The organism is Acidovorax sp. NCPPB 3576 (genome assembly GCF_028473605.1).
Taxonomy (GTDB): Bacteria; Pseudomonadota; Gammaproteobacteria; order Burkholderiales; family Burkholderiaceae_C; genus Paracidovorax.
Genome location: NZ_CP097267.1, coordinates 687,897 through 708,505, shown reverse-complemented (window position 1 = coordinate 708,505; position 20,609 = coordinate 687,897). Strand labels below are relative to the sequence as shown.

Below are 20,609 nucleotides of genomic sequence, written 5' to 3'. Positions count from 1 at the left end.
GTTTTTTGGTCCTGACAACAAAATGAAACACTCCAGCCCCGTCAAGAAACCCCGCAGCCTCCGCCTGGCGGAAGGCGTCGCCGCCAGCCTCTCCACCGCCGTGCTATTGCCCTGGGCCGCGATGGCCCAGACGGTGCCGCCGCAGGACACCAACACCCTGCCGACCGTGACGGTGCAGGACCAGGCCATCGACCCCAATCCCAATGCCGAAGTGGGCGTGCCCTACAAGGCCAAGACGTCAGCCGACGTGCGCCACACGCGCCCCCTGGCGGAGACGCCCCAGACCATCTCGGTGGTGACCAAGGCCGCCATCGACGACTCCGGCTTCACCGACCTCAAGCAGATCCTCGCGGCGCAGCCCGGCATCACCCTGGGCACGGGCGAGAACGGCAACGCCTTCGGCGACCGCTACATCATCCGCGGCCAGGAAGCCCGCAGCGACGTGTTCGTGGACGGCCTGCGCGACCCTGGCATGACGACGCGCGAGAGCTTCGCCATCGAGCAGCTCGAAATCACCAAGGGCCCGAACTCGACCTTCGCCGGCCGCGGCTCGGCCGGTGGCGCGATCAACGCCATCACCAAGCAGGCCACGCTGGACTACGACTTCTCGCGCATCTCCGTGGGCGCAGGCTCCGACGGCTACCGCCGCGCCACGCTGGACGCCAACAAGGGCTTTTCCGACCAGTTCGCCCTGCGCGCCAACGCGCTGTACAGCAACGAAGGCGTGCCGGACCGCGACCCCTCCAAGCGCCGCCGCGACGGCCTGGCGCTGTCGGGCCTGTGGGAAGCCAATGCCAACCTCTCGGTCACGCTGGACTACTACGGCCTGCGCGCCAAGGACAAGCACCCCGACCTGGGCAGCTACCTGGTGGGCACGGTGCCCAACCGCGTGCCGGCCACCGGCGTGCCCTTGTACGCGCAGGACCAGGACTTCCAGAATTCCGACGTGGACGCCCTGACGGCGCGCGTCAAATGGCGCATCGCGCCGGACAAGACCCTCACCAGCCTGACGCGCTACGGCACGTCCGACAACGGCTACGTGGTCACCGGTGCCTCGGGCGGCACGCGCTACAGCAACGGCGCGCCGTTCAGCAGCGCCTCGCTGAGCACGCACAACGGCTGGCAGGAAGTGAAGTATTTCGCGCACCAGACCAACCTGCGCTGGGACACCGAGATCGCCGGCAAGAAGAACGAACTCATCTTCGGCCTCGAATACACCGACCACCAGGTGACCCGCGGCAACTACGCCGTCACCAACACCGGCGCGTTCAACTGCCGCACGCAAGCCGGCGCGGGCCCCAACACGGCGTATTGCCTCTCGGGCCCCACGGGCGCCGTCACGCCGGGCCTGAACTCCATCATGGGCCGGCAGATCGCCCAGACGCCCTGGGCCAATGACTGGCAGGTCAAGAGCTTCGCGCTCAGCGCCATGGACACGGTGGACCTGACCGACCAATGGACGGTGTTCGGCGGCGTGCGTGCCGACTACACCGACTTCAGCCTCGTCACGCGCAATGCCACAACGGCCGCGCAGACGGGCAACTACAGCTACACCGACACGCTGCTCAACGGCCACCTGGGCGTGTCGTACAAGATCAACCCCATGGGCATCGTGTATGCCAGCTACGGCTCGGCGCAGGACATCAACGGCGGCGAATCCGACACCGGCACCAGCAGCGGCTACGGCGGGCTGGTGGTCTACAACGGCAGCGCCGCAGGCGCCAAGCCCGAGACCTCGCGCAATCTGGAAATCGGCACCAAGTGGAACCTGCTGGACAACAAGCTGCTGTTCACGGCCGCTGCGTTCCAGACCACCAAGTCCGACGTGATGGAAGGCGCCAACTACGACGCACTGGGCACGTTCAACACGGGCAAGAACCGCGTGCGCGGCGTCGAATTCGGCCTGGTGGGCAACGTGACGTCCAAATTCACGGTGCAGGCCGGCGTGGCGTTCATGAAGTCCAAGGTGCTGAAGTCTTCCACGGCGGGCAACGTGGGCCTGCCGCTGTCGAACTTCGCCGACCGCTCGTTCTCGGTGCAGGGCAAGTACCAGCTGACCCCTTCGCTGTCCGTGGGCGCCACGGCGCGGCATGAAAGCGACCGCTGCGGCGGCCAGCCCGACACCGGTGCGAGCTACACCAGCGGCACCTGCGCGCAGCCCGTGCCTTCGTTCACCGTGTACGACCTGTTCGCCTCGTACCGCCTGAACAAGCACGCCGACATCCGCGTCAACGTGCTCAACGCCGGCGACAAGGACTACTACACCGCGGTGTACCGCTCGGGCTCGTTCCTGTACAAGGGCGACGGGCGTGCGGTGCGCGTCACGCTCGACTACGAGTTCTGATCCGCGCGCTGGCAACGGCGCCCCTGGTCTGATCCAATGCCGGGCTCTGCCCGGCATTGCCGCTTATCCACGATGACCCCCGCCCTTCCCTCCACCGCATCCGCCCCGCCACCGGACCGCATTCCACCCGGCGTGCACGGCGCGCTCGACTACGCACTGCTCGCGCCCAAGCACATGGATGCCGCGCACCACGCCTACGTGGCGGGCGGCAGCGGCCTGGGCGGGTCGGCCCAGGCCAACCGGCGCGCCTTCGACGGCTGGGCCGTGCTGCCCCGGCTGCTGCGCGACGTGCGCCACGGCCATGTGCGGGCCGTAGTGGGCGGCGAGGCCTGGGAGCACCCGCTGGCCCTGGCGCCCGTCGCGTTCCAGGCCCTGGCGCACCCGCACGGCGAGATCGCCACCGCGCGCGCCGCCGAGGCCACCGGCACCTGCCTGGTCGCCAGCACCCTGTCGTCCCGCACGCTCGAATCGATCGCGCAGGCGAGCGGCCCGGCGCGCTGGTTCCAGCTGTATTTCCAGCCGCGGCGGGACGACACGCTGCAGCTGGTTCGCCGCGCCGAGGCCGCCGGCTACCGCGCGATCGTCGTCACGCTGGACGCGGCCCTGCAGACGGCCGGCCGCCAGGCACTGGAGGTGGGCTTTCGCATGCCGCCGAGCTGCGTGGCCGAGAACCTGCGTGGCCAGGCACCGATGGAGCCGCCCGCCCCGCAGCCGGGCCAGGGCCGGGTCTTTCATGCCATGCACTTCGCGCCCACCTGGGCCGACCTGGAATGGCTGATGGCCCAGACGCCCCTGCCCGTCTGGGTCAAGGGCGTGCTGCACCCCGACGACGCCACCGCCTTGCAGGCCCGGGGCGTGGCGGGCATCGTCGTCTCCAACCATGGCGGGCGTGGCCTGGATGGCGCCCCCGCCAGCCTGCAGATGCTGCCCGCCGTGCGTGCCGCGGTGGGGTCCGAATGGCCCGTGCTGTTCGATGGCGGCATCCGTAGCGGCACCGACGTGTTCAAGGCCCTGGCGCTCGGCGCCGATGCCGTGCTGATCGGCCGGCTGCAGGTCTATGCGCTGGCCGTGGCCGGCGCGCTGGGCGTGGCCCATCTGCTGCGCCTGCTGATCGAGGAACTGCAGGCCTGCATGGCGCTGGCCGGCTGCGCCACGCTGGCCGACATCGGCCCCGGCGCACTCGTGGCCCAGCCGCTTTCCTGTCCTTCTTTGCCAGACACGCCATGCTGATCACCCTCGAACACGTTCTGGACGCAGACGCAGTGCGCCACTTCCGCCAGCGCCTGGATACCGCCGCCTGGCGCAGCGGCAGCGCCACGGCCGGCACGCTGGCGCGGTCGGTCAAGCGAAACGAGCAGCTCGACGATGCCAGCGAGGTGGCGGTGGAACTGGGCCAGCACCTGCTGCAGGTGCTGGGCAGCCACCCGACCTTCATCGCGGCCACGCTGCCGCGCAAGATCCACCCGCCGAAGTTCAACCGCTATGCCGACGGCGGCACCTATGGCGCGCATGTGGACAGCGCCGTCATGCAGTGGCCCGGCACGCAGCAATCGATGCGCACCGACGTGTCGGCCACGCTGTTCCTGGCCGACCCGCACGAATACGATGGCGGTGAACTGGAAATCGAAGGCCCGTTCGGCGTGCAGAGCGTCAAGCTCGAAGCCGGCGACCTGGTGCTCTACCCCTCCAGCAGCCTGCACCGCGTGACGCCGGTCACGCACGGCACGCGCATCGCCTCGTTCTTCTGGATCGAAAGCCTGGTGCAGGACGAGGGCGACCGCACGCTGCTCTTCGATCTGGACCAGACCATCCAGCGCCTGACCCCCTCGCTGGACGCCGCCGATCCGCGGCTGCTGCAGCTCACGGGCGTGTACCACAATCTCCTGCGCCGCTGGGCGCAGACCTGACACGCTGCGCTGGCCGAAACCGTTTCGCCCCTATCCTTTTTCTCTGCAGGAGTCCCCCATGAATTCCACCCCCTTTTGCCGTGCCGCCATCGCCCTGGCCCTGACCGTGGCCGCCGGCGGCGCCTGGGCGCACGGCGACGTGCAGTGCCCCTCCCATCCCGCATCGGAATGGCGCCCCCACACCGAGCTGCAGGAAAAGCTCGTCAAGGAAGGCTGGACCGTGCGCCGCATGGAAAAGACCACCACCTGCTACGAGGTGTACGGCAAGGACCCGCAGGGCAAGCGCGTGGAGGCGTTCTTCGACCCCAAGACGCTGGAACGCGTTGAAGAAAAATAACTCCCGGCCGCCTGTTCCCGTGTGGGACGCGGCGGTGCGGCTCCTGCACTGGTCGCTGGTGGCCTCGGTCGCCGCGGCCTGGATCACCCGGCACCGGCTGGGGCCCCTGCACGAAAACCTGGGCTACGCTGCCCTGGCCATCGCCTGCACGCGCGTGGCCTGGGGCTTCGCGGGCCGAAACCACGCACGCTTTGCGCAGTTCGTGCGCGGGCCGGCCGCCACCTGGGCCTATGCGCGTGCCGTGGGCGCAGGGCGTGCGCCGCGCCACCTAGGCCACAACCCGCTGGGCGGCTGGATGGTGGTGGCACTGCTGGGCTGCATCGGTCTGCTGGGGTTCACCGGCTGGCTCTACACCACCGATCTTTTCTGGGGCTACGGCTGGCTCGCCAACCTGCACGAGGGCCTGGGCTGGACCCTGCTGGGATTGATCGCCCTGCACGTGGGCGGCGTGCTGTTCACCGGGTGGAAGCACCGCGAGAACCTGGTGCGGGCCATGGTCACCGGGCGCAAGCCACCCCCCGCGGGCGACGACGTGCCTTGATCGCACCGCCGGGCCCGACCCGCCTCAGAAGCGGTGCTGCTGCGCGCACCCCATCACGTGGTTGCGGTCGTTGGAAATGCACTGGTAGAAGTCGCGCTTGACGCCCGTGGACGATTCGCAATCGCTCACGGTGATATGGCTGCGCGTGGCGCGGATCTTGCCCGCCGTGGCTTCGTACTGCTCGCGCGACAGGTAGCCGTCGCGCGCGTTCTTGTCGCCGGTCTCCAGCATGGTGTCCAGGCCCGAGGTCGCGTTGCTCACCGCTCTGCCACAGGCCAGCGGCACCTTGCCCGGCTGCGTCTTGGTCAGGCCCTGCGCCAGGCCGTTCACCTGGTCCTGCACGTCCCGGGGCAGCTTGCGCGGGGCGCTGCCCGAACTGGCTGCGCCGCCGCTGCTGCCACCGAACGGCACGGTGTTGTGCAATTGGGGCTGCTCGGCGGTGGACAGGTCCGGCGGCTGCTGGCCGTATTGCGTGCGGCCTTGTGCATCCACCCATTTGTAGACCTGCTGCGCCGAAGCGGCTCCGCACAGCAACCCCATCGCCACGGCAACGGCCACCAAGGCCCCGGTTTTTTTCTTCGACATCGGTTTTTATGGAAGTGAAACGGCCGCCCTCCGCGGCCCGGTGAAACCGCGAGGCCGGGGCACCTGGCGCCCGGCCTCGCGAGGGCCATCATGGCAGGTCTTTGGTCGGCTCCGGCACCGCTGCATCGCGCGGCCCCACGCTGCCCAGGCGGCCTTTGAGCGACTGCGGCTGGCCGCTCAGGATTGCCGCGTAGAGCGTCGTGTTGGCCAGCACCTTCTTCACGTAGTCGCGCGTTTCGCTGAAAGGCACGTTCTCCGCCCAGATGGCCGCCTCCAGCAGCGGGCCGTTGCGCCAGTTGCGCGGGCGGCCCGGGCCGGCGTTGTAGGCCGCCGCGGCCAGGGGCATGGAGCCGTCGAAATCGTCCAGCGCGAGCTTGAGATAGGCCGTGCCGATGGTGATGTTGGTGTCGCGGTCGTTGATCTGGTCGGGCGTGAAGTTGGCCATGCCGATCTTGCGGGCCGTCCAACGGGCCGTGGCGGGCATCACCTGCATGAGGCCGGAGGCGCCCACGCCCGAACGCGCGTCCATGACGAAGCGGCTCTCCTGGCGGATGAGCCCGTACACGTAGGCCGGGTCGAGCCCGATGGCCTGCGAACGCGCCACCACCGTGTTGCGAAACGGCATGGGAAACCGCTGCGATGCGTCGAACAGGGCCTTGGTGCGTTCGCTGGTGTTGATGCAGCGGTCCCACACCTCGCGCTGGCAGGCGAATTCGGCAGCGGCCAGCAACTCGCGGTCGGCCATGCCGCCCGGGCTGTGCAGGTTGGTGGCATAGTTCCACTCGCGCACGCCCTCGCTTCGCAGCCCCAGCAAGATGGCGTACAGCCCGCGGTTGAGCGACGGGTTGGCGCGCACGGCGGCTTTTTCCTCGGGCGTGGGCGGCAGGGGCGCAGCCGGCAGCACGACGCGCTGGCCCAGCTCTTCCAGGGCAAGCATTTCATAGAACCCGTTGGTGCCCGCGATGCGTTCGAGCAGCTCGCGGGCGCGGGCCCTGTCTTCGTCGCCTGGGCGGTCGGACAGCCAGGCGCGGGCGCGCCAATAGGTCCAGGTGCTGTCCTGGCGGGCGGTGGGCGACATGGCGTCGATGGCGCGGGCCACCTGCTTCCACTGGCCGGCGCGCAAGGCGGCGCGCACCTTCCAGCCCAGGGCGTCATCGGGCAGGTCGGCATCCTTGGACACGTTGCCGAAGTAACCCATGGCGTCCGGCGACAGCGCGATCGCCGTCTGCTTGCCGATCACGCCCCAGACCCAGTTGCGCTCCTCGGGCGACAGCTGCACGCCCCACTTGGCGTCCAGCAGCCGCGCCGCGCCGCCGGGGTCGGCCATGGCCATCTTGATGAGGCTGAGCACCACCAATTCCTGGCGCACGCGCCCGGCGGCCGTGGCACGGCCGGCCAGGAACTTGACGGGGGAGTCGAACACCTCGCGCAGCAGCGGCAGCGCCTCGGGCGCCACGATCTCGACCGCACTGCGCGTGGCACGGGCGCGGTTGGCCTCGGCCGACAGACGCGCCTTGCGCCAGATGTCCATGGCCGTGACCTTCTTGTCGGCGTAGAACTCGGCCACCGCGTGGGTGCAGCCGTCGTCGGCCTCGCGCTGGCCATACCAATTGCGCAGCACCTCGTCGATGGCGCCAGCCGGCGCCGTGCCCTTGATCTGCTCGATCAGCAGCGCGTAGCAGCGCACCTCGCGGTCATCGCCCATGCGGAACTGGGGATGCAGCTCGGAAAACTGCACCCAGTCGCGGCGCTGGCCCACCAGCAGCAGCCAGTCGTTGCGCAGGCGGTCTTCCTGGTAGGTGCCGGGGTAGCGCTGCAGGAAGGCGTTCACCTCCTGCGGCAGGGCCTCGCCGAGGCGGGCCCGCAGTTCCCAGTAAGCTGCCCAGGGTTCCAGCACATGGCCACGGGCGCTGGGCAGCAGTTGGGCGAGCCTTTGCCGGTCGCCCTTGCGGAAGGCCTGCTGCATCTCCAGCAGGGTATCGTCGCCCCGGTTTTGCGCGACGGCAAGGGTCGCGCCACCGGCGAGCAAGGCGCCCGCGACGAGCGGTGTCAGAATCTTGAGCAATTGCATTGGGGGAATTATGTGATGGACAAAGCAGCCCTGCGCCGCGCACTGGTAGAAGAACGCCTGAATCTCCCCGACCGCCTACAGCGGGCGGACCTGCTTCAGCGCGTCATGCGAATCTGGCTGGTGGACCGGCCCGACACCGTCATCGGTGCCTATTGGCCCATCAAGGGCGAGTTCGACCCCCTCCCGGCGCTGCACCGCTGGAAGGAAGACGGCGAACTGCTCGACGAGCCCCAGCGCCGCCGCATCGGGCTGCCGGTGGTGGACAAGGTGCACAAGACCCTCACCTTCCATGCCTGGTATCCCGGCTGCCCGATGGAAGAAGACGCCTACGGAATCCCCAAGCCCAAGGACACCGAGGTGATCGTGCCCTCCCTGCTGTTCGTGCCCTGCGTGGGCTATGGCCCCGGCGGCTACCGCCTGGGCTACGGCGGGGGCTTCTACGACCGCACGCTGGCCACGCTGCAGCCGGTGCCCACCACGGTGGGCCTGGGCTTCACGCACGGCTACATCGACGACTTCGAGGCCGAGGACCACGACCGTGCGCTCGATGCCATCCTGAACGACAACGGCGTGGTCTGGCCAATCTGACCGGCCCGCCCCGAGCGGCGCCCGAAAGAACGGCTGATGCGCGGCGCGCATCAGTCGCCGCGCGAAAAGGCATCGAAGGGCCGTGCTGCGGCATCGTAGGATGCACCTCCCGTTTTCCGAGGTGACCCCCATGCTCCAGCTGTACATCGGCAACAAGAACTACTCCTCCTGGTCCATGCGCCCCTGGGTGCTGCTGCGCCAGGCCGGCATCGCGTTCGAAGAAATTCCGCTGCGTTTCGACAGCTTCGACGAAGGCTCCCAGTTCAAGCAGAAGATCCAGGCGGTCACCCCCACTGGCAAGGTGCCCGTGCTGGTCGATGGCGGCCTGGCCGTGTGGGACACCCTGGCCATCGCCGAATACGTGGCGGAAAAGCACCCGGACAAGGCACTGTGGCCTGCCGACGCGGCCACCCGCGCGCGCGCCCGCAGCGTCTGCGCCGAGATGCACAGCGGCTTCTCCGCGCTGCGCGGCGCCTGCCCGATGAACATCGAGGCCCGCCTGCCCGACACCGGCGCCCTGCTGTGGCGCGACCGCCCCGCGCTGCGCGCCGACGTGGCGCGGCTGATCGAGATGTGGACCGCGCTGCTGCAGGCGCACGGCGGCCCGCTGCTGTTCGGCGGGTTCACCATCGCCGATGCCTTCTTCGCCCCCGTGTGCTCGCGCCTGACCACCTACGCCTTGCCCCTGCCCCCGCACATCGCGGACTACGTGGAGCGCGTGCTGGCGCTGCCCGGCGTGCAGGACTGGGTGCGCGCAGCCGAAGCCGAGGCGGACTTTCTCGACTTCGAAGAGCCGTACCGGCTGAGCCGCACGGAGCGCTGATTGGCGAGGCGCCCGCAGGAGGGGCGCTTCGCAAAATGGAACATCGCTTCCGGCCTGCGGCAGGGGCGTGGCGGGAGGGGCGGCACGCTGTGAACGCAGCCACTCCAGGACCAGAGTTCCATGCCTACCACCTTCTTCAGCACCCCGCCTGATCCGTCCCTGATGGGCGTGGACCGGCCCGTCCGCCCATCCACGCGGTTCGCCATCCCGCCGCCGCCGTTCACGCCAGGCAACGGCACCCTGCCGGACAGCGATTTCGGGCCGCAGGCCGAAGGCAGCCTCTCCTTCGACCGGGCCGTGGCCGCGCGCCACCATCCAGAATTGCTGGCCTACCTCGACCGGCTGCAAGGCACTTTCCAGACGCAGGCGACCCGCGGACCCCACGGCATCAAGACCCTGCGCTACAGCCATTCCTACGAAGCGCAGCGCATCGAGGTGATTCGGGGCGCGCTCGCGCGCCTGACGGCCGACAAGCGCTGACCCGCGCCGCCCGGCGGCGATGCCAGGCCCCCTGGCAAAACGCATCGATCGCTATATTTTTTATAGCAGTGAAGGCATGAAATACGCCGGCATGGTGCTTTTTTGGCCTTGGATTTCCCGCCAGGGCCGCTGCATCGCGCATGAAAGGCCAGAAGCCACCGCGCGATGAATGCCACCCCGTACACTGCCGGCCATGCAAATCTACATGGTGGGCGGCGCGGTGCGCGACAGGCTGCTGGGCCGTCCGGTCAACGACAGGGACTGGGTCGTCGTCGGCGCCACGCCCGACGAAATGGCCGCGCAAGGCTACCTGCCGGTCGGGCGCGACTTCCCGGTATTCCTGCACCCCCAGACGCACGAGGAATACGCCCTGGCGCGCACCGAGCGCAAAAGCGGGCGCGGCTACCGCGGCTTTGCGGTGCAGGCCTCGCCCGAAGTCACGCTGGAGGAAGACCTCTCGCGCCGCGACCTCACGATCAACGCCATCGCGGAGCAGGCCGACGCGACCGGCCTGTGCGACCCCTACGGCGGCGTTCGCGACCTGCAGGCACGCGTGCTGCGCCACGTGACCGACGCCTTCCGCGAAGACCCCGTTCGCATCCTGCGCGTGGCCCGCTTCGCCGCGCGCTTCGCCGACTTCACCGTGGCCCCCGAAACCCTGGCGCTCATGCGGGAGATGGTCGAGGCCGGCGAGGTGGACAATCTGGTGGCCGAGCGCGTCTGGCAGGAACTGGCCCGCGGCCTGATGGAGCCCGCGCCCTCGCGCATGTTCGAGGTGCTGCGCGCCTGCGGTGCGCTGGCCGTGCTGCTGCCGGAGCTGGACCGCCTGTGGGGCGTGCCCCAGCGCGCGCAATACCACCCCGAGGTCGATACCGGCGTGCACGTGATGATGGTGCTGGACATGGCCGCGCGGCTGCAGGCGCCCCTGGCCGTGCGCTTTGCCTGCCTGGTGCACGACCTGGGCAAGGGAACCACTGCGGCCGACGTGCTGCCGCGCCACATCGGCCACGAAACCCGCAGCGCAGAACTGCTGCGCGACGTGTGCGAGCGCCTGCGCGTGCCGGTGGACTGCCGCGAAACCGCCGACGTGGTGGCGCGCGAGCACGGCAACATCCACCGCAGCGCGGACCTCGGCGCAGCCGCCCTGGTGCGGCTCCTGGAGCGGTGCGATGCCCTGCGCAAGCCGGCGCGCTTTGCCGAGGTGCTGCTGGCCTGCGAGTGCGATGCGCGGGGCCGGCTCGGCTTCGAAGAGACGCCCTACCCCCAGCGCCCCCGGCTGGCGGCCGTCCTGTCGGCGGCGCAGTCGGTGGTGACGGCGGAGATCGCCGCCCGCGCCGCGGCGGCTGGCGCCGCGGGCCCGCAGGTGGGGGAATGGATCCGCGAGGCGCGGGTGCGTGCGGTGGCCGGCTGGCTGGCCGCGCAGGGCTGACTCCCTCCTGTGCCCCCCGACGCCCGCAAAGCGGGCCCGTTGAAGGCAATCGCCCCGCTGAACGGTCAGTGGGTGGCGGTGCGCACCCAGCGCACGATGTCTGCCGCGCCCAGCGCGCCGGAAATGCGCGCGGACTCGCGGCCGTTCCGGAACAGGATCATCGTCGGGATGCTGCGGATCTGATGGCGCGCCGCTAACGCGGGATGAGCCTCGGTGTCCAGCTTGGCCAAGCGAACCTGCGGCTCCAACTCGCGCGCGGCCTGCGCGAACGCCGGGGCCATCGCACGGCAGGGACCGCACCAGGGCGCCCAGAAATCCACCAGCACCGGAATGTGGCTGCGCTGCACGTGGCGCTCGAAACCATCCGCATCCAGCGCCAGAGGGGCGCCGGCGAAGAGCGGCCGATGGCACTGCCCGCAGTCGGGCGCGCTCGCCAGTTGGTCCGCCCGCACGCGATTGGTGGTGTGGCAGTGGGGGCACACGATGTGCAGGTGCGAGATGTCGTTCATGGAAGGCCGCAATGAAGAAGGGTGTGGTGGCCCAGACAGGCCAGGGCACCGGGGGTACACCCATCGCACATGGGCGCTACGGCGGGCGTTTTCAACCCGCCTACAGGCGCCCTGCCTCGGCGCCTACAGCCCGCGCAAAGGCTTCTGGTAAGGTGGCTGGCAATGCAAAATCTACCGCTACTGACTGCGAGATACGCACTTTTCCTCGATTTTGACGGCACGCTCGCCGATATTGCGTCCCACCCCGATGCGGTGCAGGTGCCCCCGGGCATCGTGCCGGCGCTGCAGGCGCTGCACGAAAGGCTGGGCGGTGCCCTGGCCATCGCGACGGGCCGCACGCAAGCCGACATCGACCGCTTCCTGTCCCCCCTTCAGCTGCCGCTGGCCTGTGAGCACGGCGCCCAGTACCGCCTGAACAGCGGGCTCGTGGGGGCCGTGCCGGCCACGGACTTGACAGCGGTCATTCGCATCATCGAGGCACTGCGCGACCGCTACCCCGCCCTGGTCCTGGAGCGCAAGAGCGCCGGCGTCGCGCTGCACTACCGGCAGGCGCAGGAACTGGAAGCTGTGTGCCGCTCGACCCTGGAACATGCCCTCAATCACGCGCCCGGGCTCGAATTGATGCAGGGCAAATGCGTGCTGGAGATCAAGCCCTCGGGCCCCAGCAAGGGACGCGCGATCACCGACTTCATGCAGCACCCGCCCTTCCAGGGCCGCATCCCCGTGTTCGCGGGCGACGACGTGACGGACGAAAACGGCTTCGTCGCCACGCAGGCCCTGGGCGGCATCGGCATCAAGGTGGGCACGGGGGAGACGCAGGCCGCAGTGCGCTGCGACGACACCACCGTCCTGCGCGAATGGCTCTACCAGATGGCGGCGCCGGAAAGGCCCGCCGCATGAAGACCGGTTCCCATTTCGGCCCGCCCGCCGAGCCTTCATTGGCCCTGGGCCTGATCGGCAACTGCGCCATCAGCGCTCTGGTGGACGCGCAGGCGCACATCGTGTGGTGCTGCCTGCCCCGCTTCGATGGCGACCCGGTGTTCAACGCCCTGCTGCAGCCGGGCGACGAAGGCAGCCGCTTCGCCATCGAGATCGAAGACCTCGCCACCACCGAGCAGTGGTACGAGCCCAATACCGCGGTGCTGCGCACGCGGCTCACCGACCGTTCGGGCAACAGCATCGAGATCACGGATTTCGCGCCACGCTTTTATGCCCGGGCGCGCTACTTCCGGCCCATGATGCTGGTGCGCCGCGTGCGCCGGCTGGAGGGCGCCCCGCGCATCCGCGTGACGGTGGATGTGCGCTACGGCTGGGGCAAGCATGCGCCCGAGATCACGCAGGGCAGCAACCACATCCGCTATGTGGGCGAAGACCTGACGCTGCGGCTGAACACCGACGTGCCCATCTCCCACGTGCTGTCGGGCCAGCCCTTCGTGATGGCGCGCGAACACAACTTCCTGCTGGGCGCCGACGAATCGCTGCCCGTCGGCATTGCCGACACGGCGCGCCACTACGAGCAGGAAACCGTTTGGTACTGGCGCCATTGGACCCAGCGCCTGGCCGTTCCGCTCGAATGGCAGGGCGCGGTGATCCGCGCAGCCATCACGCTCAAGCTCTCGCTGTTCGAGGACACCGGCGCCATCGTGGCGGCTATGACCACGAGCATTCCCGAATCGGCGGACAGCGGCCGCAACTGGGACTACCGCTACTGCTGGCTGCGCGACGCGTTCTTCGTCGTGCGGGCGCTCAACAGCCTGTCCGAGACGGCGACGATGGAGGACTACCTGCGCTGGCTCAGCAACGTGGTGGCCGAGGCCAGCGACGGCCACATCCAGCCGCTGTACGGCATCGGCCTGGAGCACGACCTGCCCGAGGCCTTTGTGCCGCAGCTGGCCGGCTACCGCGGCATGGGCCCGGTGCGCGTGGGCAACCAGGCGGCCGAGCATTTCCAGCACGACGTGTACGGCAACATCATCCTGGGCGCGGCCCAGGCCTTCCACGACCAGCGGCTGCTGCACCCGGCGGGCGCGACCGAGTTCTCGCGCATGGAGCAGATCGGCGAGCTGGCCGTGCGCGTGTACGGCCAGCCCGACGCCGGCATGTGGGAGCTGCGCACCCGAGCCCGCGTGCATACCTCGTCGGCACTGATGAGCTGGGCCGCCTGCGACCGCCTGGCCAAGATCGCCCATTCGCTGCAGCTGCCGGAACGCGCCGACTACTGGAGCGCACACGCCCGGTCGATGCGCGACGAGATCCTCGCCAAGTCCTGGAGCGAAGAGCGCCAGGCCTTTGCCGAGAGCTTCGGCGGCAACGAACTGGACGCCAGTGTGCTGCTGATGGCCGAGGTGGGCCTGATCGACCCGATGGACCCGCGCTTCGTCTCGACCGTGGACGCCATGGAGGCTTCGCTCTGCGACGGCCCCTACATGCGCCGCTACGAGGCCGCCGACGACTTCGGCAAGCCCGACACCGCCTTCAACATCTGCGCGTTCTGGCGCATCGACGCGCTGGCCCGCATCGGCCGCAAGGCGCAGGCGCGCGAGATCTTCGAGGCCCTGCTGGCCGCCCGCAACCCGCTCGGGCTGCTGTCCGAGGACACGCACGCGCAGACCGGCGAGATGTGGGGCAACTTCCCGCAGACCTATTCCATGGTCGGCATCATCAATGCCGCCGTGCGGCTGTCCGATCCCTGGGACAGCGTGATCTGAAAAGGCGCCGCATCCGCCACGCCCACCCCGACTGCCCGTTCGCACCGCAAGGAAATTTCCCATGAGCCGCCTCGTCGTCATCTCCAACCGCATCGCCGACCCCCGCAAGCCCGCCGCCGGAGGCCTGGCGGTCGCGCTGGGCGAGACGCTGAGCCGCACCGGGGGCCTGTGGTTCGGCTGGAGCGGCAACATTTCCGAAGACAGCCTTCCCGGCGAAGCCAAGCTGCAGACGCGCCAGGCGGGCTCCGTCACCCTGGCCACCGTGGACCTGTGCAAGGAAGACCACGACAGCTACTACAGCGGCTACAGCAACAGCGTGCTGTGGCCCGTGTTCCATTACCGGCTGGACCTGGCGGATTTCAATGCCAGCTACATCGCCGGCTACCGCCGCGTGAACCAGATGTTCGCCCGCAAGCTGCTGCCGCTGCTCAAGGAAGACGACACCATCTGGGTGCACGATTACCACCTGATCCCGCTCGCTGCCGAACTGCGGGCGCTGGGCTGCCGCCAGCGCATCGGGTTCTTCCTGCACATCCCGGTGCCGCCGCCGCTCATCATGGCCGCCATCCCGCAGCACGAATGGCTCATGCGCTCCCTGTTCGCCTACGACCTCGTGGGCCTGCAGAGCGAGGCCGACGTGTCGCATTTCACGCGTTACCTGAGCAACGAAGCCAATGCGGAAACCGTGGGCCCGCAGCACCTGCGCGCCTTCGGCGCCACGGTGCAGGTGGGGGCCTTTCCCATCGGCATCGACGTGGAAGAATTCACCCGCTTGGCCGCCGCGCCCGAGGCCGTGCAGACCTTCACCGCCATGCGCGACGAGTATTCGCGCCGGCGCCTGCTGCTGGGCATCGACCGGCTCGACTATTCCAAGGGCATCCCGCAGCGCGTGCGCGCCTTCCGCGAGCTGCTGGCGCGCTACCCCGAGAACCACCACAGCGCCACGCTGGTGATGATCGCCTCGCCCACCCGCGACAGCGTGGACGCCTATGCCGACCTGCGCCAGGAACTGGAAGGCCTGTGCGGCGCCATCAACGGCGACTATGGCGAGCTCGACTGGATGCCGCTGCGCTACATCCACCGCACCGTGGCCCGCAAGCGCGTGCCGGGCCTGTGCCGCGCCGCCGCCGTGGGCCTGGTGACGCCGCTGCGCGACGGCATGAACCTCGTCGCCAAGGAATACATCGCCGCGCAAGACCCTGATGACCCCGGCGTGCTGGTGCTGTCGCGCTTCGCGGGCGCGGCCGAGCAGATGAAGGAAGCGCTGCTGGTCAACCCCTACGACACGCAAGGCATGGCAGACACCATCCAGACCGCGCTGCAGATGCCGCTCAAGGAACGCCAGCGGCGCCACCAGGCGTTGATGGAACGCATTCGCGAGCACGACATTCATTGGTGGCGCAAGACGTTTCTGGAGACGCTGGGCTGAAGGGAGGGCAGTGGCCGTGCTGTCGAAAATTCCGATGTGCACCGCAAGCCCTCCACGGCAATGCACAGCGCCTTTCCATAGCGCGGTGGCACAATGACCTTTCCCACCGCCTACTTCCCTTCCGGCCATGAATACCAAGACCTCCACACCCCCTTCGGACGGCAGAACGGTGGCTTCGTTCCACGGTGGACTGTCGCTGGTCCGGTCTGAAAGATCCACCAAGCGGGCACGGGTCAGGGGCAGCGAACAAGCGAATGTTCTGGTGGTCGAGTTAGGCCGCTCCCTGGCGACGCCCGGCATCACCGCCGATGCGGTCTTCAAACAGCACTCCGCTCGCAAGATCTACTCCTATGCCATCAGCGAAACGGATCCCACCAAGATGGTGCGCAGGTCGGTGGACGGAGAAACCACTATCGGAGAATTCGTGAACGGTAAGTTCAAGGCGTTACGAGCCGGTTCCTGATGCGGCCTCCGGTTCTAGCCGACGTCCTTCACGCGGCTCTGGACAGCCAGAAAAAGCCCCTGGCGCTGGTTTTGGCAGGGCACAACGGCTCAGGAAAATCGACCCTCTGGTACGAACGCCTGGCCCACGATCTGCGCATTCCGCTCATCAACGCCGATCGGCTGACCGCCTCCATCCTGCCCAGCGACATGCCCGAATGGGCGCAGAAACTGCGGGATTCCGATCAACGCTGGCAACGCCTTTCACAAGAGGGAATCCGCGCTTTCAAGGCCATCGTGATGGCCGAACGCATGCCTTTTGCGTTCGAGACCGTTTTCTCTCACTGGCGCAAGCGCTCGGACGGCACCATGGAAAGCAAGCACGAAGACATCCTGGAGATGCAGCGCTCCGGCTACTACGTGGTTCTGCTTTTCGTGGGTCTGGCCAACGTTGCGCTGTCGGAGTTGCGCGTGGAAACACGCAAGCAACAAGGCGGGCACGCCGTGCCGACGGCCAAGCTGCGCGAGCGGTTTCCGCGCACCCAGGCAGCCATCCGGCATGCGGCGCCGCTGGCGGATATGACCCTGATGTTCGACAACAGCCGCGATATCGAACAGGCCTTTACCTTGGTTCGCGCACAGCAGCGCGGCAACCTGCTGTTTGACATTCGCGACCAAGCCTATGCCAGCGAGGGCGATCATTTTCCCGCACTGGCCAACTACTGGATGGCCCCAGTGGCCGGGGAATGGCCAGCAGATGCCGCTGGCAGCGCCTGAATTCATCCGGCAGAGTGTTCAAAACGACTTCAACCGCTCCTGCAGAAAATCCAGAAAGCACGCGATGCGCGCGGCCAGCTGCGTGTTGCGGTAATACACCGCGCTGATCGGCTGGCGCACGTCGGCCGTGTCCTTCGCCAGGATCTGCACCAGGTCGCCCCGCTCGCGGTCGGCAGCGGTCATGAAATCGGACAGGCACACGATACCCGCACCCTGTAGCGCCAACTGGCGCAGCGTTTCGCCGCTGGAGGCGGTGATCGCCGGCGCGATGGGCCACTCGTCGCCATGCGCGCCGCGCAGCGGCCACCGGTTGAGCGATTCGACCTGTGAAAAACCCAGCAGCGTGTGGCGGCCGAGGGCCGCCGCGGTCTTCGGCCGGCCGCGTTCGGCCAGATAGGCCGGGCTCGCCAGCACCCGGATGCGGCTCGTGACCAGCGGCCGCGCGTGCAGCGTGGAGTCGCGCAGCGGGCCGATGCGGATCGCCACGTCGGTGCGGCGTGCCAGCAGGTCGATGTTCAGCTCGTCGGTGTCCAGCTCCAGCGTGATCTGCGGGTAGGCGCGGCGGAACTCGGGCACCAGGGGCACCACGGCGTGCAGCATGAAGGGCGTGGCGGCGTTCACTCGCAGGCGGCCGGCAGGCTCGCGCCGGCGCGCAGCCATGTGCTCTTCGGCCTCGTCGAGCGCAGCCAGGATGGCGCGGGTGCGGGCGAGGAAGGCCTGGCCCTCCTCGGTGAGTTCGATGCGGCGCGTGGTGCGGCGCAGCAGCGTGGTCTCGAGCTTTTTCTCCAGCCGCGCCAGCGCCCGGCTGATGCCGGAGACGGTCTGGCCCAGGTGCTCGGCTGCAGCGGTGATGGAGCCGCCGTCCACCACGGCGGCAAAGGCCTGCAGTTCTTCGAGTGTGGTTTTCATGGGCGCATCGCTCGCGGTTCATTATTGACTCCAGAGCAAATATCTATGGAGCATGGCGGTGTTTTTCTGCAAAGGATAAACCTGCAGACTCGGGGCTCTTCACGAGGGTGCCCATGCCATCGCTCTTATGGATGGCGCTGCGAAGGCCCTCGTTCCTCGCACAGCACCGGTCCTTCCCGTCCCCCGCTTTCATTTCTTCAGGAGATTTCCATGACGACGATCACCAGCCCCTCTGCCACCACCGCTGTCCCTGCCGTTCCAGCCTTCGGCCTGGGCACCTTCCGCCTGAAAGACCAGGTCGTCATCGACTCGGTCAAGACCGCGCTGGCGCTGGGCTACCGCCACATCGACACGGCCCAGATCTACGGCAACGAGGCCGAGGTCGGCCAGGCCATTGCCGAGAGCGGCGTGCCGCGCGACGAGCTGTTCATCACCACCAAGGTCTGGACCGACCACCTCGCGGCCGACCGACTCATCCCCAGCCTGAAGGAGAGCCTCGCCCAACTGCGCACCGACCGGGTGGACCTCGCGCTGATCCACTGGCCAGCGCCCGGCGGGGCGGTGCCGGTGGCGGAGTCTCTGGGCGCACTGGCAGACGCCCAGGCGCAGGGGCTGACGCGGGCCTTCGGCGTATCGAACTTCAACACCGCGCTGCTGCGCGAAGCCATCGCCGCCGTGGGCGCGGACCGCATCGCGACGAACCAGATCGAGCTGCACCCCTACCTGCAGAACCGTGCGGTGGTGGACTTCGCACGCAGCCAGGGCATCCACACCACGTCGTACATGACGCTGGCCTACGGCCAGGTGCTGCAGGACCCGGTGATCCAGGCCATCGCGGCGGAGCTGGCCGCCACGCCGGCACAGGTGGCCCTCGCCTGGGCCATGCAATTGGGCCATGCGGTGATTCCCTCGTCCACGCAGCGCGCCCACCTGCAAGGCAACCTCAAAGCACCGCAACTGCGCCTGACGGACGGGCAGATGCAGCGCATCGCCGCACTGGAGCGCGGCGGCCGGCTGGTCGATCCGCAAGGCTTGGCCCCCGCCTGGGATTGAACGGACCGGCAGCGTCCGCAGCGCCTACTCCTCGGACGAAAAGCCCGAAGCCGCCACCACGGGCGCCCAGCGCTCGCGCTCCTGCGCCAGTTGCCGCGCGAACGCTTCGGGCGTGCTGCTCACGGGCTCGAAGCCCAGCTTGGCCAGCGACTCCACCACGGCCGGGTCGCGGATCGCCTGCTGCGCCAGCGCCAGCAGCCGGTCGACCTGCGCTGCGGGCGTCTTGGCGGGCAGGTACAGCCCATAGCTTTCCACGCCGTGGATGCCGGCAAAGCCTTGCTCTTCGAACGTGGCGACATCGGGCAGGAAGCGCGAGCGCCGCGTGTCGGTCACGCCCAGCACGCGCACCCGTCCGGTGGGCAGGTGCGGCAGGCAGTCGCCCACGCTGAAGCAGCCGGAGGCGACCTGACCGCCCATCAGGTCCTGCAGGCCCGGGGCCGCGCCGCGATAGGGCACGTGCGTGAGCTGGATGCCGGCCGCGCGGGCGAACTGGTTGCCCAGAAAGTGCGGCATGGCGCCGGCCGCGGGCGAGGCGTAGCCCTCGGGCTCGGTCCGCGCCTTCGTCCAGTCGGCGAACTGGCGCAGGGTCTTGACCGACTCGGGCACCTTCGGCCCGACCATGAAGCCGCAGGTGGACAGGGCCACCGGCGTCACGGCGATGAAGTCCGTGGCCGGCCGGTACTGCAGGCGCTTGTACACGTGCGGGTAGATGGTCAGCATGGACGACGGGCTGAGCACCAGGGTGAGCCCGTCGGGCGGCGCGTCCTTGAGCGTGGCGAGGGCAATGCGCCCGCCCGCGCCCACCTTCTGCTCGACCACCGTGGTGGTGCCGGTGCGGCCACGCCACTGCTCGGCCAGGCGGCGGGCCACCACGTCGATCGATCCCCCGGCGGGGAAACCCACCAGGATGCGCGGCACGCCCTGCTGCGCCCGTGCGGGCGCGCCCAGGCCAGCGGCGGCCAGCCCGGCCAGCGCCAGGCCGGCCTGGCGTCGGTTCATGTTCTTCATGCGTTGTCTCCTTGTGCAGGTTCTGTTGGGGCAAGGCCGGAAAGCATGCCAGACGACCGTGCCGGCCGGAGCCACGGGGCCATCAGGGGGGCGGGGATGAGGAAAGGGGTGCTGGTTCTGGCGCCGCCGCGGCCGCCGTTGCCAGGCGCTCCAGCAGCCGATGCAGTTGCCCGCCGCCCTCGCCCACCGCCTGCACCAGCGCCGCATCGTGCGCCTGCACGGACTCGCTCAGCCGCTTCAGCGCGGCGCGGCCCGCGGGCGTGGGGTGCAGGGTCCAGCCGCGGCCATCCAGCGGATCGGGAGCGCGCCGCACCCAGCCCTGGACGTGCAGCCAGTCCACCAGCCGCATGCCGCCGCTGCGGTGCAGCCCCATCGCCTCGGCCAGCACGCCCTGGCGCAGGCCCGGGTTGCCCGCCACCAGCACGAGCGCGGCAAACCGCTGCGGGCTCACGTCGGCCTGGGCGGCGACGGCGCGCTGAAAGTGCAGGTACAGCGCGTTCTGCGCGCGCCGCAGCGCATAGCCCATGAGCTGGTCGAGCACGCCGTAGTCCAGGCCTGGCAGGTGGCGCAACTCGCCCTCGGGCGCATCCGGGGCCGGCGCTGGCGCCGCAGGCTTCGCCAGCGCGTGGGAGGGCAGGGTTTTCGCGCGTGCCGTTTTTTGTTGCATGGC

General features: G+C 69.0%; 21 protein-coding genes. 15 read left to right on the top strand and 6 right to left on the bottom strand.

Going from position 1 to position 20,609, the window contains the following annotated elements; all coding sequences use genetic code 11:
- Nucleotides 1-22: 22 nt before the first annotated feature.
- The 5 genes from M5C98_RS03475 to M5C98_RS03455 all read left to right on the top strand — a co-directional run bounded on the left by M5C98_RS03475 (nucleotide 23) and on the right by M5C98_RS03455 (nucleotide 5,129).
- Nucleotides 23-2,344 carry a TonB-dependent receptor gene (locus tag M5C98_RS03475; protein ID WP_272550980.1) on the top strand — a complete coding sequence of 774 codons (2,322 nt, stop codon included), beginning with the start codon at nucleotides 23-25 and terminating at the stop codon, nucleotides 2,342-2,344.
- Between the two features lie 72 nt (nucleotides 2,345-2,416).
- Entirely contained in the window at nucleotides 2,417-3,574 is a 1,158-nt protein-coding gene (locus M5C98_RS03470) for an alpha-hydroxy acid oxidase (protein WP_272550979.1), read from the top strand.
- Complete coding sequence (locus tag M5C98_RS03465) at nucleotides 3,568-4,251, top strand: Fe2+-dependent dioxygenase (RefSeq protein WP_272550978.1); 684 nt, start codon at nucleotides 3,568-3,570, stop codon at nucleotides 4,249-4,251. The genes M5C98_RS03470 and M5C98_RS03465 overlap by 7 nt, the downstream gene beginning before the upstream one ends.
- 58 nt (nucleotides 4,252-4,309) lie before the next feature.
- On the top strand, nucleotides 4,310-4,588 hold the full coding sequence (locus M5C98_RS03460; RefSeq protein ID WP_272550977.1) for a PepSY domain-containing protein: 279 nt from the start codon (nucleotides 4,310-4,312) through the stop codon (nucleotides 4,586-4,588).
- A complete protein-coding gene (locus M5C98_RS03455; protein ID WP_272550976.1) occupies nucleotides 4,575-5,129 on the top strand; it encodes a cytochrome b/b6 domain-containing protein in 555 nt (184 codons plus the stop codon). The genes M5C98_RS03460 and M5C98_RS03455 overlap by 14 nt, the downstream gene beginning before the upstream one ends.
- A 24-nt stretch (nucleotides 5,130-5,153) precedes the next feature.
- On the opposite strand, the gene M5C98_RS03450 is transcribed toward M5C98_RS03455, so the two are convergent.
- Together M5C98_RS03450 and M5C98_RS03445 are read right to left on the bottom strand one after the other, a co-directional pair.
- Nucleotides 5,154-5,714 (bottom strand): DUF4124 domain-containing protein, encoded by a 561-nt coding sequence (locus M5C98_RS03450; RefSeq protein ID WP_272550974.1) that lies wholly within the window; start codon nucleotides 5,712-5,714, stop codon nucleotides 5,154-5,156.
- An 88-nt stretch (nucleotides 5,715-5,802) separates the two neighbouring features.
- Nucleotides 5,803-7,785, bottom strand: a complete 1,983-nt coding sequence (locus M5C98_RS03445; RefSeq protein WP_272550973.1) for a lytic transglycosylase domain-containing protein — start codon at nucleotides 7,783-7,785, stop codon at nucleotides 5,803-5,805.
- A gap of 15 nt (nucleotides 7,786-7,800) precedes the next feature.
- Between M5C98_RS03445 and M5C98_RS03440 the strand changes: the two genes are divergently transcribed.
- The 4 genes from M5C98_RS03440 (at nucleotide 7,801) to M5C98_RS03425 (ending at nucleotide 11,105) form a co-directional block, all read left to right on the top strand.
- Nucleotides 7,801-8,373: a 5-formyltetrahydrofolate cyclo-ligase gene (locus tag M5C98_RS03440; RefSeq protein WP_272550972.1), complete on the top strand. Its 573-nt coding sequence runs from the start codon at nucleotides 7,801-7,803 to the stop codon at nucleotides 8,371-8,373.
- A 130-nt stretch (nucleotides 8,374-8,503) separates the two neighbouring features.
- Entirely contained in the window at nucleotides 8,504-9,196 is a 693-nt protein-coding gene (locus M5C98_RS03435) for a glutathione S-transferase family protein (protein WP_272550970.1), read from the top strand.
- Nucleotides 9,197-9,316: 120 nt separating this feature from the next.
- A complete protein-coding gene (locus tag M5C98_RS03430) occupies nucleotides 9,317-9,676 on the top strand; it encodes a hypothetical protein (protein WP_272550969.1) in 360 nt (119 codons plus the stop codon).
- 193 nt (nucleotides 9,677-9,869) lie between these two features.
- Entirely contained in the window at nucleotides 9,870-11,105 is a 1,236-nt protein-coding gene (locus M5C98_RS03425) for a multifunctional CCA addition/repair protein (RefSeq protein WP_272550967.1), read from the top strand.
- 65 nt (nucleotides 11,106-11,170) lie between these two features.
- On the opposite strand, the gene trxC is transcribed toward M5C98_RS03425, so the two are convergent.
- Nucleotides 11,171-11,614, bottom strand: coding sequence for a thioredoxin TrxC (gene trxC / locus M5C98_RS03420; RefSeq protein WP_272550966.1), 444 nt, complete (start codon nucleotides 11,612-11,614; stop codon nucleotides 11,171-11,173).
- Nucleotides 11,615-11,776: 162 nt separating this feature from the next.
- Here trxC and otsB point away from each other — a divergent pair, with 162 nt between their 5' ends.
- The 5 genes from otsB (at nucleotide 11,777) to M5C98_RS03395 (ending at nucleotide 16,969) form a co-directional block, all read left to right on the top strand.
- Nucleotides 11,777-12,514 carry a trehalose-phosphatase gene (gene otsB / locus M5C98_RS03415; RefSeq protein WP_272550964.1) on the top strand — a complete coding sequence of 246 codons (738 nt, stop codon included), beginning with the start codon at nucleotides 11,777-11,779 and terminating at the stop codon, nucleotides 12,512-12,514.
- Complete coding sequence (locus M5C98_RS03410) at nucleotides 12,511-14,322, top strand: glycoside hydrolase family 15 protein (protein ID WP_272550963.1); 1,812 nt, start codon at nucleotides 12,511-12,513, stop codon at nucleotides 14,320-14,322. The genes otsB and M5C98_RS03410 overlap by 4 nt, the downstream gene beginning before the upstream one ends.
- A 61-nt stretch (nucleotides 14,323-14,383) precedes the next feature.
- Nucleotides 14,384-15,751: an alpha,alpha-trehalose-phosphate synthase (UDP-forming) gene (otsA, locus tag M5C98_RS03405; RefSeq protein ID WP_272550961.1), complete on the top strand. Its 1,368-nt coding sequence runs from the start codon at nucleotides 14,384-14,386 to the stop codon at nucleotides 15,749-15,751.
- 127 nt (nucleotides 15,752-15,878) lie between these two features.
- The gene (locus M5C98_RS03400) at nucleotides 15,879-16,214 is read left to right on the top strand and encodes a hypothetical protein (protein WP_272550960.1); all 336 of its coding nucleotides are present in this window, start codon (nucleotides 15,879-15,881) and stop codon (nucleotides 16,212-16,214) included.
- Nucleotides 16,214-16,969, top strand: a complete 756-nt coding sequence (locus tag M5C98_RS03395; protein WP_272550959.1) for a zeta toxin family protein — start codon at nucleotides 16,214-16,216, stop codon at nucleotides 16,967-16,969. Before M5C98_RS03400 ends, M5C98_RS03395 begins: the two co-directional genes overlap by 1 nt.
- Nucleotides 16,970-16,987: 18 nt before the next feature.
- Here M5C98_RS03395 and M5C98_RS03390 read toward each other — a convergent pair whose 3' ends face one another.
- Complete coding sequence (locus M5C98_RS03390; RefSeq protein WP_272550958.1) at nucleotides 16,988-17,878, bottom strand: LysR substrate-binding domain-containing protein; 891 nt, start codon at nucleotides 17,876-17,878, stop codon at nucleotides 16,988-16,990.
- A 210-nt stretch (nucleotides 17,879-18,088) separates the two neighbouring features.
- Between M5C98_RS03390 and dkgB the strand changes: the two genes are divergently transcribed.
- Nucleotides 18,089-18,931 carry a 2,5-didehydrogluconate reductase DkgB gene (gene dkgB, locus M5C98_RS03385; RefSeq protein ID WP_272550957.1) on the top strand — a complete coding sequence of 281 codons (843 nt, stop codon included), beginning with the start codon at nucleotides 18,089-18,091 and terminating at the stop codon, nucleotides 18,929-18,931.
- 24 nt (nucleotides 18,932-18,955) lie between these two features.
- On the opposite strand, the gene M5C98_RS03380 is transcribed toward dkgB, so the two are convergent.
- Complete coding sequence (locus tag M5C98_RS03380; protein WP_272550955.1) at nucleotides 18,956-19,939, bottom strand: Bug family tripartite tricarboxylate transporter substrate binding protein; 984 nt, start codon at nucleotides 19,937-19,939, stop codon at nucleotides 18,956-18,958.
- A gap of 82 nt (nucleotides 19,940-20,021) precedes the next feature.
- Nucleotides 20,022-20,606: a MarR family winged helix-turn-helix transcriptional regulator gene (locus M5C98_RS03375; RefSeq protein ID WP_272550954.1), complete on the bottom strand. Its 585-nt coding sequence runs from the start codon at nucleotides 20,604-20,606 to the stop codon at nucleotides 20,022-20,024.
- Nucleotides 20,607-20,609: the final 3 nt, after the last annotated feature.

Excerpts from the sequence above, each read along its gene's own strand:
- M5C98_RS03475 (WP_272550980.1), top strand. The coding sequence starts at position 23 with ATGAAACACTCCAGCCCCGTCAAGAAACCCCGCAGCCTCCGCCTGGCG.
- M5C98_RS03470 (WP_272550979.1), top strand. The coding sequence starts at position 2,417 with ATGACCCCCGCCCTTCCCTCCACCGCATCCGCCCCGCCACCGGACCGC.
- M5C98_RS03465 (WP_272550978.1), top strand. The coding sequence starts at position 3,568 with ATGCTGATCACCCTCGAACACGTTCTGGACGCAGACGCAGTGCGCCAC.
- M5C98_RS03460 (WP_272550977.1), top strand. The coding sequence starts at position 4,310 with ATGAATTCCACCCCCTTTTGCCGTGCCGCCATCGCCCTGGCCCTGACC.
- M5C98_RS03450 (WP_272550974.1), bottom strand. The coding sequence starts at position 5,714 with ATGTCGAAGAAAAAAACCGGGGCCTTGGTGGCCGTTGCCGTGGCGATG.
- M5C98_RS03445 (WP_272550973.1), bottom strand. The coding sequence starts at position 7,785 with ATGCAATTGCTCAAGATTCTGACACCGCTCGTCGCGGGCGCCTTGCTC.
- M5C98_RS03440 (WP_272550972.1), top strand. The coding sequence starts at position 7,801 with ATGGACAAAGCAGCCCTGCGCCGCGCACTGGTAGAAGAACGCCTGAAT.
- M5C98_RS03435 (WP_272550970.1), top strand. The coding sequence starts at position 8,504 with ATGCTCCAGCTGTACATCGGCAACAAGAACTACTCCTCCTGGTCCATG.
- M5C98_RS03430 (WP_272550969.1), top strand. The coding sequence starts at position 9,317 with ATGCCTACCACCTTCTTCAGCACCCCGCCTGATCCGTCCCTGATGGGC.
- M5C98_RS03425 (WP_272550967.1), top strand. The coding sequence starts at position 9,870 with ATGCAAATCTACATGGTGGGCGGCGCGGTGCGCGACAGGCTGCTGGGC.
- trxC (WP_272550966.1), bottom strand. The coding sequence starts at position 11,614 with ATGAACGACATCTCGCACCTGCACATCGTGTGCCCCCACTGCCACACC.
- otsB (WP_272550964.1), top strand. The coding sequence starts at position 11,777 with ATGCAAAATCTACCGCTACTGACTGCGAGATACGCACTTTTCCTCGAT.
- M5C98_RS03410 (WP_272550963.1), top strand. The coding sequence starts at position 12,511 with ATGAAGACCGGTTCCCATTTCGGCCCGCCCGCCGAGCCTTCATTGGCC.
- otsA (WP_272550961.1), top strand. The coding sequence starts at position 14,384 with ATGAGCCGCCTCGTCGTCATCTCCAACCGCATCGCCGACCCCCGCAAG.
- M5C98_RS03400 (WP_272550960.1), top strand. The coding sequence starts at position 15,879 with ATGAATACCAAGACCTCCACACCCCCTTCGGACGGCAGAACGGTGGCT.
- M5C98_RS03395 (WP_272550959.1), top strand. The coding sequence starts at position 16,214 with ATGCGGCCTCCGGTTCTAGCCGACGTCCTTCACGCGGCTCTGGACAGC.
- M5C98_RS03390 (WP_272550958.1), bottom strand. The coding sequence starts at position 17,878 with ATGAAAACCACACTCGAAGAACTGCAGGCCTTTGCCGCCGTGGTGGAC.
- dkgB (WP_272550957.1), top strand. The coding sequence starts at position 18,089 with ATGACGACGATCACCAGCCCCTCTGCCACCACCGCTGTCCCTGCCGTT.
- M5C98_RS03380 (WP_272550955.1), bottom strand. The coding sequence starts at position 19,939 with ATGAAGAACATGAACCGACGCCAGGCCGGCCTGGCGCTGGCCGGGCTG.
- M5C98_RS03375 (WP_272550954.1), bottom strand. The coding sequence starts at position 20,606 with ATGCAACAAAAAACGGCACGCGCGAAAACCCTGCCCTCCCACGCGCTG.